At 59.8% G+C, this 16,743-nt stretch carries 16 protein-coding genes; 6 read left to right on the forward strand and 10 right to left on the reverse strand.

The window, feature by feature from the left end:
• Nucleotide 1: 1 nt before the first annotated feature.
• Nucleotides 2-676 carry a Fe2+-dependent dioxygenase gene (locus GH722_06970; GenBank protein MRG71501.1) on the reverse strand — a complete coding sequence of 225 codons (675 nt, stop codon included), beginning with the start codon at nucleotides 674-676 and terminating at the stop codon, nucleotides 2-4.
• A 147-nt stretch (nucleotides 677-823) separates the two neighbouring features.
• Here GH722_06970 and GH722_06975 point away from each other — a divergent pair, with 147 nt between their 5' ends.
• Nucleotides 824-1,498 carry a YggS family pyridoxal phosphate-dependent enzyme gene (locus GH722_06975; protein ID MRG71502.1) on the forward strand — a complete coding sequence of 225 codons (675 nt, stop codon included), beginning with the start codon at nucleotides 824-826 and terminating at the stop codon, nucleotides 1,496-1,498.
• 7 nt (nucleotides 1,499-1,505) lie between these two features.
• Here the strand turns inward: GH722_06975 and GH722_06980 are convergent, their stop codons facing one another.
• The 6 genes from GH722_06980 to GH722_07005 form a co-directional block, all read right to left on the reverse strand.
• Nucleotides 1,506-2,501, reverse strand: coding sequence for a hypothetical protein (locus tag GH722_06980; protein ID MRG71503.1), 996 nt, complete (start codon nucleotides 2,499-2,501; stop codon nucleotides 1,506-1,508).
• 44 nt (nucleotides 2,502-2,545) lie between these two features.
• A complete protein-coding gene (locus tag GH722_06985) occupies nucleotides 2,546-3,112 on the reverse strand; it encodes a NifU family protein (GenBank protein ID MRG71504.1) in 567 nt (188 codons plus the stop codon).
• 117 nt (nucleotides 3,113-3,229) lie between these two features.
• Nucleotides 3,230-3,976: a hypothetical protein gene (locus GH722_06990; GenBank protein MRG71505.1), complete on the reverse strand. Its 747-nt coding sequence runs from the start codon at nucleotides 3,974-3,976 to the stop codon at nucleotides 3,230-3,232.
• A complete protein-coding gene (locus GH722_06995) occupies nucleotides 3,976-4,893 on the reverse strand; it encodes a TSUP family transporter (protein ID MRG71506.1) in 918 nt (305 codons plus the stop codon). Before GH722_06995 ends, GH722_06990 begins: the two co-directional genes overlap by 1 nt.
• 143 nt (nucleotides 4,894-5,036) lie before the next feature.
• Entirely contained in the window at nucleotides 5,037-5,957 is a 921-nt protein-coding gene (locus tag GH722_07000; GenBank protein ID MRG71507.1) for a TSUP family transporter, read from the reverse strand.
• A 117-nt stretch (nucleotides 5,958-6,074) separates the two neighbouring features.
• Nucleotides 6,075-7,061, reverse strand: coding sequence for a DUF2333 family protein (locus tag GH722_07005; GenBank protein MRG71508.1), 987 nt, complete (start codon nucleotides 7,059-7,061; stop codon nucleotides 6,075-6,077).
• A gap of 141 nt (nucleotides 7,062-7,202) precedes the next feature.
• Between GH722_07005 and asnB the strand changes: the two genes are divergently transcribed.
• Nucleotides 7,203-9,071: an asparagine synthase (glutamine-hydrolyzing) gene (gene asnB, locus GH722_07010; GenBank protein MRG71509.1), complete on the forward strand. Its 1,869-nt coding sequence runs from the start codon at nucleotides 7,203-7,205 to the stop codon at nucleotides 9,069-9,071.
• On the opposite strand, the gene GH722_07015 is transcribed toward asnB, so the two are convergent.
• Nucleotides 9,056-10,681: an FAD-dependent oxidoreductase gene (locus tag GH722_07015; protein MRG71510.1), complete on the reverse strand. Its 1,626-nt coding sequence runs from the start codon at nucleotides 10,679-10,681 to the stop codon at nucleotides 9,056-9,058. The genes asnB and GH722_07015 overlap by 16 nt on opposite strands.
• Nucleotides 10,682-10,811: 130 nt before the next feature.
• On the opposite strand from GH722_07015, the gene GH722_07020 reads away from it, so the two are divergent.
• The 3 genes from GH722_07020 to moaB all read left to right on the forward strand — a co-directional run bounded on the left by GH722_07020 (nucleotide 10,812) and on the right by moaB (nucleotide 14,126).
• Nucleotides 10,812-11,609 (forward strand): uracil-DNA glycosylase, encoded by a 798-nt coding sequence (locus tag GH722_07020; protein ID MRG71511.1) that lies wholly within the window; start codon nucleotides 10,812-10,814, stop codon nucleotides 11,607-11,609.
• 111 nt (nucleotides 11,610-11,720) lie between these two features.
• Nucleotides 11,721-13,586, forward strand: a complete 1,866-nt coding sequence (locus tag GH722_07025) for a transglycosylase SLT domain-containing protein (GenBank protein ID MRG71512.1) — start codon at nucleotides 11,721-11,723, stop codon at nucleotides 13,584-13,586.
• A 3-nt stretch (nucleotides 13,587-13,589) separates the two neighbouring features.
• Nucleotides 13,590-14,126 carry a molybdenum cofactor biosynthesis protein B gene (gene moaB / locus GH722_07030; protein ID MRG71513.1) on the forward strand — a complete coding sequence of 179 codons (537 nt, stop codon included), beginning with the start codon at nucleotides 13,590-13,592 and terminating at the stop codon, nucleotides 14,124-14,126.
• On the opposite strand, the gene GH722_07035 is transcribed toward moaB, so the two are convergent.
• Both GH722_07035 and GH722_07040 read right to left on the reverse strand, forming a co-directional pair.
• Nucleotides 13,956-14,708, reverse strand: coding sequence for a DUF2064 domain-containing protein (locus GH722_07035; protein ID MRG71514.1), 753 nt, complete (start codon nucleotides 14,706-14,708; stop codon nucleotides 13,956-13,958). The genes moaB and GH722_07035 overlap by 171 nt on opposite strands.
• Nucleotides 14,705-15,397: a glycosyltransferase gene (locus tag GH722_07040; GenBank protein ID MRG71515.1), complete on the reverse strand. Its 693-nt coding sequence runs from the start codon at nucleotides 15,395-15,397 to the stop codon at nucleotides 14,705-14,707. The genes GH722_07035 and GH722_07040 overlap by 4 nt, the downstream gene beginning before the upstream one ends.
• A 182-nt stretch (nucleotides 15,398-15,579) precedes the next feature.
• Between GH722_07040 and GH722_07045 the strand changes: the two genes are divergently transcribed.
• Nucleotides 15,580-16,743, forward strand: coding sequence for a PA0069 family radical SAM protein (locus GH722_07045; protein MRG71516.1), 1,164 nt, complete (start codon nucleotides 15,580-15,582; stop codon nucleotides 16,741-16,743).

Genomic DNA, 16,743 nt, shown 5'->3' on the forward strand with positions numbered 1-16,743 from the left:
CTTAATCCGTGGCCCACATTCGTAACAGATTGGCCCGGGCATTGCTTAGCCGGTGAAATTCCGGGGTCTCCGGAGCGACCTGGTTGACCCAGTTTGTGCTGACCGCGATATCATAGAGAATCTGTCGCTGTGCCTGATCGCGGACCATGCTCTGTACCCATGTTACCGCTGCCAGCCGCTCGCCGGAGGTTACTTCCGCAACCCGGTGCAACATGGTCGTCGGGTAGAGCATCGCATCACCTGCGGGCAGCTTGACCGGCTTTTCGCCATATCCGGTATCCAGGACAAGCTCGCCCCCGGCATAGGACTCAGGGTCAGACAGGAACAGGGTGAGCGAGAGGTCAAGACGCATCGGTTCCGGGCTGCGCTGGACCGGATTGTCGATATGCGTGCCGTAATGCATGCCCGTCACATATTTTGACAGGATGGGGCGCTGAATATGCTTGGGTACGGCAGCAGTCCGGAACGTCTCGTTCCTGTTCAGCGCTGCCAGCACAATATCTTCAACCTGCGTCTGCTGCTTTGACCGCATTTTCAGTTCGAGGTTATTTTTAACCCCCTTGCGGCCAAGTTCCGGTGCGGTTGCGCCCCCGTCCAGAAAAGTTGCCTGATCGCCGATTTTGCGCAGCCGGCCAATTTCTTCCGGGGTCAGCAGTTTTTGCAGCCAGAGTAACATGAAGGAGATGCCCGTCTTGTGGTTACGGAATGGAGCGGCATTATCACGCTCTCGGGCGCTCTGGACAATGCCTTGATCTGACAGGCACCATGCCACGCGGTCGTCGGAGACCGGCAGAGCGGTGCGGAATCATGAGGAAGACGAAGAATGACAATTGAACAGTCACTCCACGCGGTCGGCGCAGCCGTCAGCGCAGCAGCAGAAGCATCGGACAGAAAGCCGGAAGATGTGGCGCTCTGCGCGGTCAGCAAGATGTTTGACGCCCCCGTGATTGCTGAAGCCCTGGCAGCAGGCCACCGGTTGTTTGGCGAAAACCGGGTTCAGGAATCCGAAGGAAAATGGCCGGCATTGCGCAAGGATTATCCGGATGTCTCCCTGCATCTGATCGGCCCGTTGCAGACAAACAAATGTGAGGATGCGGTGGCCCTGTTTGATGTCATTCAGACGGTTGATCGCCCCAAGCTGGCCCGGTCTCTCGCAAAGGCCGAGGAGAAACTTGGCCTGAAGCGGCACTATTACATTCAGGTCAATACCGGAGAAGAACCGCAGAAAGCCGGGGCGACACCCGCAGAAGCCGATGATCTGATCCGTCTCTGCCGGGATGAACTGGGCCTTACCGTCGTCGGGCTGATGTGTATCCCGCCGGTGGATGACGAGGCGGTCCTGCATTTCGGATTACTGTCGCAGATCGCTGCCCGTAACAATCTGTCGGGACTCAGCATGGGGATGAGCGGGGATTTTGAAATGGCGATTGCCTGTGGTGCAACGCTGGTACGCGTGGGCTCGGCGATTTTCGGAGACCGGCCCAAACCTGCAGCATAGCAGAGGCTCAGCTGACGGGTGCCGGTGCAGATGGTGGCGCCAGCCGGGCCTTTTTCTCAAGGTCGGACAGGTCGTTCGCATCAATGATCAGATGCAGGGTCTTCACATAATCGAAGCCGCGTTCTGAATAGCCTGTCAGGGTGACGGCCAGCACCCGGCCCAGCGGCTTGCCGCCTTCGGCCCTGATTTCAGCCCGTTTGCGCCGCAGATCGGCATAGGCAGGATGAATATTCAGATTGCGCATGTAGGAACGGATACCGGTCAGCAGATCAGGAAACGCCTTGATCTTGAAGTCCGGGTTATCACCGGCCTGTTTCGGGATCAGGCCATGATCATCAAGGGTCGTATACTGGCCAAAGATCGCATTTCCGAGGCGGGCAAAACGCGAACTTCCCCAGCCGCTTTCCTCGACCGCCTGTGCCAGAGCAAGCGCCACGGGCACCACATCAACACGGCGGACCAGCCTGTCCAGATCATCCGCCGGGGTTTTGTATTTCTCAGCCAGTTGCTCCAGCCAGATGGCGTCTGCAACGGGCAGGGCCTTTCCCGAATCCATCAGCTTTCGGGCCGCGAGAAGCCGCTGGCGCTCTGCCAGTATCTCGCGATTGGACTGCAGGACGAGCGGGAGGACGGTGCGCAGGAAAACGGATTTCCGGGTGTCCGTATCCGCGACATCCTTCAGACCTTCCGGCAGTCTGGGCAGAAACAACCGGGGAACCCGGCTTTCACCGCTGATAACCCGGTCCAGGGTATAGTGGCTGGCATCCAGCCGGGCCGCCAGAAACGGTGCCAGAACGGAGTCCATCTCCATCAGGTCAGCCAGCTCGGTGGTGATGGTCCAGTTCCGTTCCGGCTGATCCGGGCCAGACCGGAAAGAGGCCAGAGCCTGATCAGGACCATAGACGCCGGACCCGATCGGCCCGGACCCGAACTGGGAGGCCAGCACAACCGCCCCGATGGCAACCGCCCCGGCAGACGTATTCAGCAATATTCCGTTCAGCATCGCTACACTCCGCTTGTGTCAGCGGTATGTCTCAACCCGAGGGGTCAGTACATTTCCTGCTGACCGGCCGGCCGGACTTCCTCGACCTCCGGCACATAGTAACGCAGCATGTTTTCAATGCCGTGCTTCAGTGTGGCTGTCGAACTCGGGCATCCGGCGCAGGCCCCCTGCATGTGCAGATAAACGACGCCGTCTTCAAATCGTTCGAAAATAATATCGCCACCATCCTGGGCGACGGCGGGACGGACGCGGGTATCAAGCAGTTCCTTGATCTGCGTGACAATCTCATCATCTTCCTCGCCATCGTCTTCCGGTGCTGAATCATCAGCCAGAAGCATCGGGCGTCCGGATGTGTAATGCTCCATGACGACACCCAGAACCTGTGGTTTCAGGACCTGCCAATCCTCATCTTCCAGCTTGGTTACCGTGATGAAATCACTGCCGAGGAAAACACCGGAAACGCCGTCGATGCCAAAAAGCCGGCTCGCCATTGGTGATTTCTCTGCCGCAGATGCGGTCTTGAAGTCTGCTGTGCCCTCGCTCAGGACGATTTCACCGGGAATGAATTTCAGTGTCGCCGGGTTCGGGGTCTGTTCGGTCTGGATGAACATTGCTGCCTCATTTTAAGCGGTCTAATTCCGACTAAGGAGATAAGGTATTCGGTGACGGTCATCAAGCCCCCGATCCAAAAACGTGATCGGCTTCCTGTCAGGGGGCGGTTGACGGCCTCAGCGTTTTCTGAAGATGGCGCTGCCAAGCCAGCCCGCGAAGCAGGCAATAATCACCGCAAAAATGCCGTAAAGCAGTCCCTGACGGGTGGCAAAGTCATAGACTTCAAACTCAACCCCGACCTTGCTGACAGACAGGGGAGTGATTTCTGCGGAGACGACTTCGCCGCCGCGCACAAGATAGACCTCGACCCGGTAAATCCCCTCGGCAACATTGGCCGGGAAGTGGATCGGGGCCCGGAACAGCTTGCCGCTGATCATGGTCACTTCGCCGGAGGCGTAGCGATACAGCCCGGTGCGCTGCTTGTTGCGGATGATCGCGGTGCGGAATTTCTCGACATCTTCCTGGGAAACATTCCGGCTGACCGTGCCTGATTTGATCGGCAACTGATTGAAGCCGATGGCGTGGCGCTTGCGTTCTTCTGTGTCCGGCAGAATGTCGGTGAGCTGCCGGGTTGAGGAAATGGCATAAAAGGCCGGGACATCTTCAAAAGTCTGATAGGCGTTATTGACCCAGATGCCGGAAATGCGTTCCTTGCGGCGGATCGTCAGATCCTGTTCCGGTCCGCGGACAACGACCACAATATCGCCCGGTCCCTCGATGGAACCGAACATCAGCACATCATCCCCGTCGAAACCGGAATTGATGGCAATCAGGTGGTTGGAGAGATCGGCAACAAGCGTATCGGCGCTGGCCGGCTGCGGGGTTGCGAGAAACAGACCGATGAGCAGAAGGGCAATACGCATTAGTGACCTCCGCCACCGATAGAGAACAGGTCGTCGGGGGTGACAATCAGTCCGACCAGTAGCCAGATACAGACGCCCAGCACCATCATGGCCAGCAGAACGCGCAGTTTCTCGCCCGGCAGCTTACTGCCGAGGCGGGCCCCGAACTGGGCCCCGATCACCCCGCCGACCAGCAGCAGAAGCGCCAGCACGATGTCGACCGTATGGTTGATGGAGGCCTGAAGGATGGTGGCGTTGGCAGTGACGAAGATGATCTGGAACAGCGAGGTGCCGACCACAACAGCGGTTGGCATCCCCAGCAGATAAATCATCGCCGGCACCATGACGAAACCGCCGCCAACCCCCATCATGGCGGACAGAATACCAACAAACAAACCGACCAGGATTGGCAGCAATGCGCTGATATAAAGCTTCGACTTGCGGAACCGCATCTTGAACGGCAGGCCATGCAGGAAGGTATGCTGATGCAGTTTCTTGCGTCGCCCTCCGGGTCGCTTCGACCGCAGGATCGCCCGGGAGCTTTCGATGAACATCAGCGACCCGATGGCCCCGAGGAAGATGACATAGGCGAGAGAGACAAACAGGTCGACCTGACCGAGCTGGCGCAACAGCTTGAACAGCCAGACCCCGACGGTTGACCCGATAATCCCGCCAACCAGCAGCAGCATGCCCATCTTCACGTCGACATTGCCGCGCTTCCAGTGCGCCAGGACGCCGGAGACGGAGGAGGCAACAATCTGATTGGCTTCGGTCGCGACGGCAACAGCCGGCGGGATGCCGATGAAGATCAGCAGCGGCGTCATCAGGAAGCCGCCCCCGACACCGAACAACCCGGACAGCACGCCAATGCCACTGCCTAATCCCAGAAGGATGAAGACATTGACAGAAATTTCCGCGATCGGCAGGTAGATCTGCATGGAGGACGAGTCGCCGGGAGTTTTTACGATTGTTTCCCGACAGACGGGAAATCATTGATTCTTATTGCGCTTTTGTGGCCGAAATCACAAGTGAAATTCGTTAAAAGGCCATCCCGAAGTTGTGATCGGGGCCGGTTGCCGGATTATCCGGACCGGGTGAGCTGAACCGCGTAAACATCTCCCGGCGGTATGAATAGCCCGATCAGAATCCAGACACAGACTCCCAGCACCATCAGCGCCAGCAGAATGCGGATTTTTTCTGCGGGAAGGCGGCTTCCGAGGCGGGCCCCGATGGGGGCCCCGATCACCCCGCCGACGATCAGCAACAGGGCGAGGACGATGTCGACGCTGTGATTGACGGAGGATTGCAGGATCGTGGCATTGGCGGTGACGAAGATGATCTGAAACAGTGAAGTGCCAACCACCACCAGTGTCGGCATACCCAGCAGATAGATCATCGCGGGCACCACAACAAAGCCGCCGCCAACCCCCATCATGGCAGACAGGACACCGACCACAAAACCGATGAGCAGGGGGAGCAGGGCGCTGATATAGAGCCGCGACTTGCGAAACCGCATCTTCAGGGGCAGCCCGTGCATCCAGGTATGCTGATGCATCTTGCGGCGGGGAGCCGCGGCCCGTTTCGAGCGGTTCAGGCTCTGCCATCCCTCGACAAACATCAGACCGCCAATGGCGCCAAGCAGCAGCACATAGGCAAGAGCAACAAACAGATCGATTTGCCCGAGCCGCCGCAGCAGGCTGAACAGGCCAACACCGATGGAGGAGCCGGCCAGGCCGCCAAGCAACAGCAGGATGCCCATCTTTACATCGACATTGCCGCGCCGCCAGTGCGAGAGCACCCCGGCAACGGAGGAAGCAACAATCTGATTGGCGCCGGTTGCGACGGCGACGGAAGGAGGGATTCCGATAACGATGAGCAGTGGCGTCAGCAGAAACCCGCCGCCCACGCCAAATAATCCGGACAGCACGCCAATGCCGCCACCGAGACCAAGCAACAGAAAAATGTTAACGGAAATTTCCGCAATCGGGAGGTAGATCTGCATCGCGGGATGCTACTCCCGGAATGATGAAGGTCCAGACCCTGCGGGAAATTTTTATCAGGCGGCGGTTCCGGACCTTCTCTGCAGAAATTCTGCCGTGTGTCCCGGAGGGGCGCCGGACTATTTCAGCAGGATGTTTCCGATCTCTTTCATTTGCGTGCGGGCACGCAGCAGATAAAAGCCCTGAGAGGTAAGATGGCTCGGGCGGATCATGGAATCCGGGGCGCCATTGGTGATAACCAGCGGCTCCAGCGCCACGGCGGCGGCCAGAGAGGCCAGCATGTTGTCCCAGGCCGCGTCAATCTGACGTTCCATAATGACACTGGCATAGTCATGTTTCAGCCCGCGCAGCAGCAGGTAATAGCCGTAAAGCCGCCCCTTGGTCTGATAGAAAACATCATCGGCCCGGAAATCGAAGACATCGCCGGCATGATTGCGGATCTGCTCGTCAATCACGGCAGAGGTTGAGCCGAGATCCGAAGTGAATCGTTCCAGCGTCGCCAGCAGATTGTCGGAGCGTCGTTCAAACGCAGCTTCGCCGCGGGCCAGCCGGTCGTTATAGGCTTCGAGTTCGCGTCGGCCGGCACGGTACTGTGCCTCACTGGTGGCGGTTGGTGCCAGGGAAACTGCGGGATCCCAGACCCAGACATCACCGGCATATTTCAGCAGGCCCGAGGCCTTGTCGAGATTGGGATCAACCTGACTGGAACCGCGGGACCGGCCGATCTGGTCAGCCATTTCGATGGCGAAGCGTGAGATGGCGTAAAGAATGCCCTGCTGATAGTTGGGCATGTTGTCGAGAGCGGCTGTCGGAAAAAAGAACGGGTCGTTCGGTGTCCAGGGATTGATGTCCACTTCACGACGCAGCATCTCGATGGTCAGGCGAACGGCCTCGCTGCCAGCGGTCTGCGGGGGTGCCAGCGCACCGTCCGGACCAGCGACCAGACCGAAGTCCGGGTCGTCATTGATCGAATGGCTCAGCATCATGCCAATCGGATAATAAAGAGCCGCCAGCAGAACCAGAATAACCAGTCCGCCGAGGGAAACCTTTTTTACCGATCCCGGCAGGCGCCTGCGTTTCGGTATGTCGATGTCGAGTTCGTCCATTTCACCAAGCTAAGCAGATTACGGCCGATATCAAGCGGGGAGCGTTGTCACGATGTTCGGTGGCTTGTGACTTGCGGCTTGGGGCGGGGCGGATACTCTCCGCCGATGAGAATGCCAGACCATGACCAGCGAGCCTGACGGATGTGCGGAATAGCCGGGACGACCACGCCTGATGACGCCTTGCTGCGCCGGTTTGCCGATGGTCTTGGCCATCGTGGCCCGGATGCAAGCGGCGTCTGGGCAGAGCCGGAAGGCCGGATCGGTTTTGCCCATACCCGGCTTGCCATCATTGATCTGAGCGAAGGCGGGGCGCAGCCCATGCGGTCTCCCTGTGGCCGCTATGCGCTGACATTCAATGGCGAGATCTACAATTATCGCCAGCTCCGGCAGGATCTGGAAGCGGCTGGCGAGCATTTCAGCAGCGAGAGCGACACTGAGGTTCTGCTGCGCCTGCTGATGCGCGAGGGCGCGAAGGCTGTCGAGCGGCTGGTCGGCATGTTTGTCTTCGCCTTCTGGGACCGTGAGGAGGCCCGGCTGCTGCTGGCCCGTGACCGGCTTGGCATCAAGCCGCTGCTCTATGCCCGGCTGCCCGGTGACGGGATTGCCTTTGCGTCGGAAATTGCCGCCCTGCGTGCCCAGCCGGGAATTGACCTGGCCCGTGATCCGGAGGCGCTGTCTGCCTATCTGGCCTGCCTTTATGTGCCGTCGCCGATGACATTTTTCCGGGGCATCCGGAAATTACCGCCAGGCAGTCTGCTGGAATGGCAGGGCGGGGAAATAACGATCCGCCCGTTCTGGCGCCCGGCCTTCACAGGCGGTCGCCAGCCCTCGATGGATGAAGCGGTGGAGGAGGTGCTGCCGCTGGTACGACAGGCCGTCGTCGACCGCATGGTCGCCGATGTGGATGTCGGCTGCTTTTTGTCCGGTGGCGTCGACAGTTCCGCCATCGCCGCCTTCATGGCGGCAGAAGCAGAGAGACAGGGGGCGGGACCGATCCGCACCTTCACCATGACCTTTGCCGAGAAAGCCTATGACGAACGGGAGGCGGCCGCGGCTGTTGCCGCTCATATCGGCAGCCGGCATACGGAACTGTCGGCAGGATCCTCGCTGACCGACCAGCTCGACCCGATGATCCGGGCTTTTGGCGAGCCGTTCGGCAACCCGACGGCGTTATTGATCGACGATCTGTCCCGCAAGGCCCGTGAACATGTCACGGTGGCCCTGATTGGCGATGGCGGGGACGAGGTTTTTGCCGGTTATCCGCGTTATGACGGCGGCCTGCTGGCACAGCGTTACCGCAAGCTGCCCCAGTGGCTGCGGCAGGGGGTAATCCGTCGTCTGGCCGGGCTGATTCCGGAGAGTACCAGCGGTCTGCACAGCCTGCGCCGTGCCCGGGAGTTCCTGACCTCGGCCTCGCTGCCAGATGACGAGATGTATGCGGCCTGGGTGGAGTATTTCACGCCGGAAGAACGGGCGGCCCTGCTGGGTGGCGACCGGCCCGGCAGCCCGGTCGCTGACTGCTTCCGCGGTGCCGCCTCGCCGGATGTACTGGACCGGATGCAGCAGACCGATCTGGAGACGTTCCTGCCGGGCAATCTGCTGGCCTACGGGGATGCCATGAGCATGCGGCATGCGCTGGAATTGCGGGTGCCGCTGATCGATCACCGTCTGATTGAGGCCGTGCAGACCCTGTCCCCGGCTCTGCGGATGCAGGGTGGCAAGAAGGCGCTGCTCCGCGCTGTGGCAAAGCGGATGCTACCGGCAGATATCGTCGACCGGCCGAAACGGGGTTTCAACCCGCCCATGGGGGTCTGGCTGAAGGGTGACCTTCGGGCCCGCCTTGAGGAAGCCCTGACCCCGGCAAATCTTGAGGCGCTGGGCCTGCGGCCGGAACCGGTGATGCAGCTCAGGTCAGAGTTTCAGAATGGTTATCGCGACCATTCCCTGAAACTCTGGTCCCTGCTGGTTCTCCAGCGCTGGACGGAACTGAACGATCACATGTTCGGATAGGCCGGACCGCCACCGCCCTCCGGCGTGACCCAGTGAATGTTCTGGCCCGGATCCTTGATATCGCAGGTTTTACAATGGACGCAGTTCTGGGCGTTGATCTGCAGGCGGTCAGCGCCGCTGTCATCCTGCACAAACTCGTAAACCCCCGCCGGACAGAACCGCTGTTCCGGGCCGTCATAGAGGGCAAGATTGTGTGAGACGGGAACACTGTCGTCTTTCAGGGTGAGATGGACCGGCTGATTTTCTTCATGGTTGGTGCCGGAGAACGACACGGATGTCAGCTTGTCGAAGGTGATCTTGCCATCCGGTTTCGGATAATCGATGCGATCCACCTCGTCGGCCTTGCGCAGTTGCTTGTGGTCTTCGTGGTGCCGGAAGGTCCAGGGCGCCTTGCCGCGCAGCAGGTAGGTGTCGATGGCTGAATAAATCATGCCGGCGAAGAAACCCTTCTGGAAGGAAGGCCGGATGTTGCGGGAGCGGTACAGCTCATCCCACAGCCAGCTGTCTTCCAGTTTCTCGCGATAGGTCACCGGCTCATTGCCGTCTTCTGCCAGCATGTCGAAAATCGCTTCGGCCGCGACCATGCCGGATTTCATGGCGGTATGTGATCCCTTGATCTTCGGGACATTCAGGAAGCCTGCTGTACAGCCGATCAGTGCACCGCCGGGGAAGGTCAGCTTCGGGATGGACTGGAAGCCGCCTTCATTCAGCGCCCGCGCACCATAGGAAATCCGCCGTCCGCCCTCAAACGTCTCGCGTACCAGCGGATGCAGCTTGAAACGCTGCATTTCATCATAGGGGCTGAGATAGGGATTCTTGTAATCCAGTCCGATGACAAAGCCATAGGACACCAGATTGTCTTCGAGGTGATAAAGGAAGGATCCGCCATAGGTCTCGCTGTCCAGCGGCCAGCCGGTCGAATGCATGATGAAGCCGGGCTTATGCTTTGCCGGATCAATTTCCCACAGCTCCTTGATGCCGATGCCATAGGTCTGCGGTTCCGATTTCGCCCGGAGATCGAATTTGTCGCAGAGGCCCTTGGTCAGCGACCCGCGGGCACCTTCTGCAAACAGGGTGCATTTGGCATGCAGTTCCATACCCGGCTCATGATTCGGGCCGGGAGTGCCGTCCTTTTGCAGGCCCATGTCACCGGTGGCGATACCCTTTACCGAACCATCTTCATGATACAGCACCTCGGCAGCCGCAAAGCCGGGATAGATTTCCACGCCCATGGCTTCTGCCTGTTCCGCCAGCCAGCGGCAGACATTGCCAAGGCTGATGATGTAATTGCCATGATTCTGCATCTGCGGCGGTACTGGCAGGCGAACAGCATTCTGTTCGGTCATGAAATAGAAGCGCTCATCACCGGCGGGCGTGTTCAGCGGCGCGCCGCGTTCTTTCCAGTCCGGGAAAAGCTCGTTCATGGCTGTCGGCTGCATCACAGCGCCAGACAGGATATGTGCGCCGACTTCTGCGCCTTTTTCGACCACGCAGACGGTGATTTCCCGCTGCTGCTCCTCAGCCATCTGCATCAGACGGATGGCAGCAGACAGCCCGGCAACACCGGCGCCGACCACCACCACATCCAGTTCCATTGATTCCCGTTCCATGGCCTCTCCTCTTCGGGGCATATCGCCCCGGCAATTGAACAAATTCGCTTATAGTCTTAATCATCCAGTGAAGGCTGGACAAGGTCGTGTCATTATCAGGCACGCTCCGTAATGCGCAGGAAGGCGACAGATGTTGAACGAGGCAACCGCGAAAGCATTGCTCAGGTGGTATATCGACGCCGGCGTCGATGAAACCATCGAAGAGGCCGTGCAGGACCGCTATGCCGTCGTACCGCCTGCCGCTGCGATATCCCCGGTCTCTCCTGCCGGAGAACGGTCAGCAACGGTTACCTCGATGGTTGGCGCGCGAGGTGCTCCTGTCAGCCCGGATGAGGCGACAGCCCGGCAGATGGCGGCAGCGGCAGGGAACCTGATGGAACTGCGCGATGCGATCGCGGCTTTTGACGGTTGCAGCCTGAAAGGAACAGCGACCAATCTGGTGTTTGGTGACGGCAATCCGCAGGCGGATGTCATGATGATTGGCGAGGCACCGGGCGCGGAAGAGGATCGTCAGGGCAAACCGTTTGTCGGGGCAAGCGGGCAATTGCTGAACCTTATGATGGCCTCCATCGGTCTTGACCGTACCAGCTTCTATATTACCAACATCCTGCCCTGGCGCCCGCCCGGCAACCGACAGCCCAGCGCGGCAGAGATTTCTGCCTGCAGGCCCTTTGTCGACCGGCATATCGAGCTGGTGGCGCCAAAGCTACTGGTTTTTGTCGGGGGGACAGCCGCCAAGACCCTGCTGGAGACGAATGACGGGGTGATGAAGCTGCGGGGCCGCTGGTTCGATTACAGCCTGCCGTCGGGCAACGCGAAAATCCCGGCCACGGCGATTTTTCATCCGGCGTTTCTGTTGCGGTCACCGGCACAGAAGCGTCAGTCCTGGCGAGACTTGCTGGTCATTCGCGATAAACTTGCGGGTTAACCTTCCCGAATCAATATCTTGAGAAGCGCTGTTCAAGTATCCACAACCTGTGGATAGTTGTTAACCATCTTCTGCTTGTGAAAATAATCGAAACCGATTATTAACCGCTTGATGCTTGGGTATAGAAGCCGGTTCGCTGGCGTGGGGTTGGCGATAATCGCGATTTCCGTCTGCGGACTGCAGGCGGCTGTTGCATCAGATTCTGCGACCCTCCGTAAGACTGCTGAGAAGCAACAGACCGGTGTAGAAATCGCGTTATCAGGGGGCGTGCGACCTGGTGCGGTGCGTGAAGCTGCCGTTCCCGATCTCCTGTCTCAGGAAGATGTAGCGCGTTATCAGGAAATCTTTCTTGTTCAGCGTAACGGCGACTGGTCCCGTGCGGACCAGCTGATTGGCGGGCTGAAGAACGATGTGTTGCTGGGCTATGTGCTGGCGCAACGCTATCTGCATCCGACAAAATACCGGTCGAAATATCGTGAGCTGAAACGCTGGCTGGCGCTTTATGCCGATCAGCCGGAGGCCGACCAGATTTACAAGCTGGCGACGCGCCGCAAGCCGGCCGGCGAATCTGCACCGAAACGCCCGCAGGTCACCCGGTTGGGTGGCGGTGGTACTGCCGGTGTGCTGACCGGCATTGCGATTGCGGAGAGCGAAAGCCCGGACGAGCGGGTTTCCCGTCAGGCTTACATTATCCGCAACAAGGCCATTCGCATGCTCCGCCGGGGGCAGACACTGGCCGCCAAACGGGTCATCGAGAGCAGTGAGGCGATTCGCATTCTGCCGCCGATTGCTCATGACAGCCTGCGTGCCGAACTGGCTTTTGCCTATTATATCCACGGTCGTTCCGACTGGGCGAAGGACTGGGCGAAAGAGGCCATGCGCTCCGGCAAGCAGGTTCCTCTGGCCGCCTGGACGCTTGGTCTGGCGCTTTGGCAGGGTGGTGACCGCGATGGAGCCGGAGCCTATTTTGAAATCGTTGGCGGCTCCGAATATGCGGATCCGTGGTTGCGGGCGGCAGGTGCTTTCTGGGCAGCCCGGTCGCACCTGGTCAGTCGCCGTCCGGGACAGGTAAACGACTGGCTGAGCATTGCCGGCGCCTATCCCCGGACTTTCTATGGTGCGCTGGCGCGGCGAACGCTCGGTTTCCAGAGCTATTATGACTGGAACTCCGTGGTCTTTACGGAGGCGCATGTCGACCTTCTGACCTCCAGTCCGGCCGGGCAGCGGGCGCTGGCCCTGACCCAGATCGGTCAGGACGGACGTGCAGAACAGGAACTGAAGCGGCTTTTGCCCCATGCCTCCCCGCTGGCGGTCGAGGCGATGCTGGCGCTGGCGTCACGCCGGAACATGCCGGGCATCTCTCTCCGTCTCGGAACACTTTATGAAATGCGGACCAGCCGGCGCGTTGATGGGGCCGTCTATCCGGTTCCTGACTGGACGCCGCGGGGCGGATTTCAAGTCGACCGGGCGCTGATGTTCGCCGTCATGCGTCAGGAAAGCCGTTTTCTGCCAGATGCCCGCAGCGGTGCCGGTGCCAGTGGTCTGATGCAGCTGATGCCGTCCACTGCCGTCTATATTTCCGGCGACCGGCGGCTGAAGAATGATGAAAAACGACTGTTCGACCCGGCCTTCAATATGGCACTGGGCCAGAAATATGTGACCTATCTGATGGACCACAAGCAGGTTGGCGACGATCTGTTCAGTCTGGTCGCTGCCTATAACGGCGGGCCGGGAAACCTGTCGCGCTGGAAACGCACAGTTGATCATCAGGATGACCCGCTGCTGTTCATCGAGAGCATTCCCTCGCGGGAGACCCGCAGCTATATCGAGAAGGTGCTGACCAACTTCTGGATTTATCGTGACCGGCTGGGTCAGGATACGCCGTCGCTTGATCAGCTGGCCGCCGGTGTCTGGCCGCGTTATCAGTCGCAGGACGGCTATGACCTTCAGGTTGCCGACCGTCTGACCGGAAACTGATCCATGCCGGGCATCGATGACTCTCTCACATTTCTGCCGGTCAATATCGCTATTCTGACGGTTTCCGATACCCGTACGCTTGAGGATGACCGCTCTGGCGACACGCTGGTCAGCCGGGCCGAGGGTGACGGTCACAAGGTAGTGGATCGCCGTATCTGCAAGGATGACGCTGCTGTCGTCACCGAACTGCTGAAAGACTGGATTGCGAATCCGGATATTGATTGTGTTATTGCGACCGGCGGCACGGGTGTGACCGGTCGTGATGTTACGCCGGAAGCTTTCCACGCGGTCTATGACAAGGAAATCCAGGGCTTTGGCGAGCTGTTCCGGATGCTGAGCTACAACAAGATCGGTACCTCGACCATGCAGTCACGGGCCACCGGCGGTGTCGCGAACGGGACTTATCTGTTTACCTTGCCCGGTTCCACCGGGGCCTGCAAGGACGGCTGGGATGATATCCTTCGCTATCAGCTCGACAGCCGGCACCGGCCCTGCAATCTGGTCGAACTGATGCCGCGGCTGAAAGAGCATCTGTCCTGACGCCTGCCAGGCGCGGTAATCTCCGATATCATCAATATCCGACAAAGGCGGCAACAGGCTGACGCGGGCTGTCCCAAGTCCGGCCAGACAATCTTTCAAGACTGTTCCGGTCGACCAGGGGATCTCTGTGAAGCGGGCATGTCTTGCGGCCCGCGCGCTGTAGCCGACCAGCCAGAATCCGCCGTCGGTTGCGGGCCCGAAGACAACATCCGCGCGCTTCAGACAGCGCAGGGCGGCGGTTATATGGCCGGCCCGCAGGGCTGGAATGTCCGAGCCGACAAGAATGACCGGTCCGTCAGAAAACCGCCGTGCCAGCCGCGCCATGCGATCGCCAATGTCACCGGATCCCTGTGGTGTTGTCCTGATCTCCGGCTGGAAGACCGGTGGCCCCGGCTGCCAGTGATCCGGCGTGCGGGCCAGAATAAGCTGCCACCGCGGGTCACGGGACAGCCTGTGGCAGATGAGCCGGGTTGTGGTCCGGTAAAACCCGGTCGCCCGTGCGGTGCCCAGCCCCTTTGCCAGCCGGGATTTCACCCGTCCGGCAACCGGCTGTTTTGCGAACAGGACGACGCGGGCGGTCATCTGTAAAGCCGGGCAATGCGGTCAGGCGAGACGCCGCAATAATACATCGTCAGGCAACCAAGGTTCCGCAGGGGACGCAGCCAGTATCCGTCGCGCTGATAGCGGAGGGCGCTGGTGATGGCGTCCGCATCGACAGGGTGCAGATTGCTCCGCCCGAGCCGCCGGACCAGATCGACATCCTCCATCAGGGCGATGTTCCGGTAACCACCGGCCTGCTGATAATCCCCGCGCCGGATCAGCAGACCCTGATCACCGTAGGGCAGACCCAGCCAGCGGCAGCGCCGGTCGACCATATGTTCGATCCGCCGGGCACCGGGATGGCTGTTGTCATCAAGCCGAAATCTGAAATAGCCGGCCTTTCCGGCTGGCACCTCTGTCTGGAAACAGGTGATGGCACTGCGCCAGTTGTCGCCGGGGAGGGTGTCTGCGTGCCAGAACAGCAGCCAGTCGGCGGTGGACTGTTCTGCGCCCGCGACGAGTTGCCGTCCCCGCCCTTTCCCGCAAGTCATGATATCAAGGGGAACACCGGCCTCCCGGAAGTTCGTGGCGATGAGGATGGTATCGTCATCAGATCCGCCATCGACAATCCGGATCTGATCGCCGGTCGCCAGGTCGCGGGTGATTTCCTGTAAGGTTGCCCCCAGCCAGGCCCCGGCATTAAGGGTTGGGATGATGATGTCGAGGCTGATGTTCATTGTCAGATAACGCCATGGTCGCCGGTTCCGGTCAAACCGGCTGATCGGCTGCTTACTGCCGCCTGAGAGGGCGACAATCCAGTCTGGATGCTGTGTTTTCACTGGAATGAGAACGAATGTTCTTGTTATGTTCTTTTTCTTGTTCTAGGGTTTCTGTCCTGTTGGAGGAGAGAACGATGGGTATTCAGTCAGTCATCACCGGTCAGACCGCTGGCCAGAGCCATTTTGATTTTTCCGAAGCTGCGGCACCCCGTGCCCGGGGACGGGGTGCGACCACCAGTCCGGCGAGCCGCTATTCGACGGAGCGCAGAAGCTTTGTTGATGATGGCTGGTATCAGGCTCCCTGGCGGAGTGATGAGGGTGATGATGCTCTTCCGTCTGATGAGCGGCGGGTGCCGACGGAACTGTTGGTAGACAGCAGCCGCACGATCATCTCCCGCAACAAATCACCGGATGTGCCGTTCGACCGGTCGATCAATCCCTACAAGGGGTGCGAGCATGGCTGTACTTATTGTTTTGCCCGCCCGACCCATGCCTTCCTCGATATGTCGCCGGGTCTGGATTTTGAGACCCGGATATTCCACAAGCCAAACGCAGCGGCCCTGCTGGCTGATGAACTGCACAAGCCGGGCTATCGCTGTGATGTGATTGCCATGGGAACCAACACCGACCCCTATCAGCCGGTAGAGCGTGACGCGGGATTAACCCGTGCCATTCTGGAGGTTCTGCGGGATCATAATCATCCCGTCAGCATCGTGACCAAATCCGATCTTGTGCTGCGGGATCTGGATATTCTGGGCCCGATGGCGGCCCGTGGTCAGGCGAAGGTCATGCTGTCGATCACGACGCTGGACCGGGAACTCGCCCGCAAGATGGAACCCCGGGCGTCAACCCCGGCAAAACGCCTGAAGGCAATCCGGCATCTCACGGATGCAGGTGTGCCGTCAGGGGTACTGGCTGCTCCGATGATTCCCGGCCTGAATGACACCGAACTGGAGGATATTCTTGAAGCTGCGGCAAAAGTCGGCGCGATTTATGCCGGTTACATCATGCTGCGCCTGCCGCTGGAGGTGAAGGAGATTTTCTTCGACTGGCTTCAGAAAACCTATCCGAACCGGGCCCGCAAGGTGATGAATTTGCTGCGTCAGTCACGCAATGGACGGCTGAATGATTCCCGGTTTGGCGCGCGTATGCGGGGCAACGGGCTGTTCGCAGAACTTCTGGGTCGGCGCTTTGACCGTGCTGTGGCCCGCCTCGATTTTAACCGGCATGTCTGGCAGCCGGACATCGCGGCCTTCAAGGCACCGGTGCGCGAAGGTGACCAGCTGCGTCTGCTTTGA

It is taken from the genome of Alphaproteobacteria bacterium HT1-32 (assembly GCA_009649675.1).
Lineage (GTDB): Bacteria > Pseudomonadota > Alphaproteobacteria > Rhodospirillales > HT1-32 > HT1-32.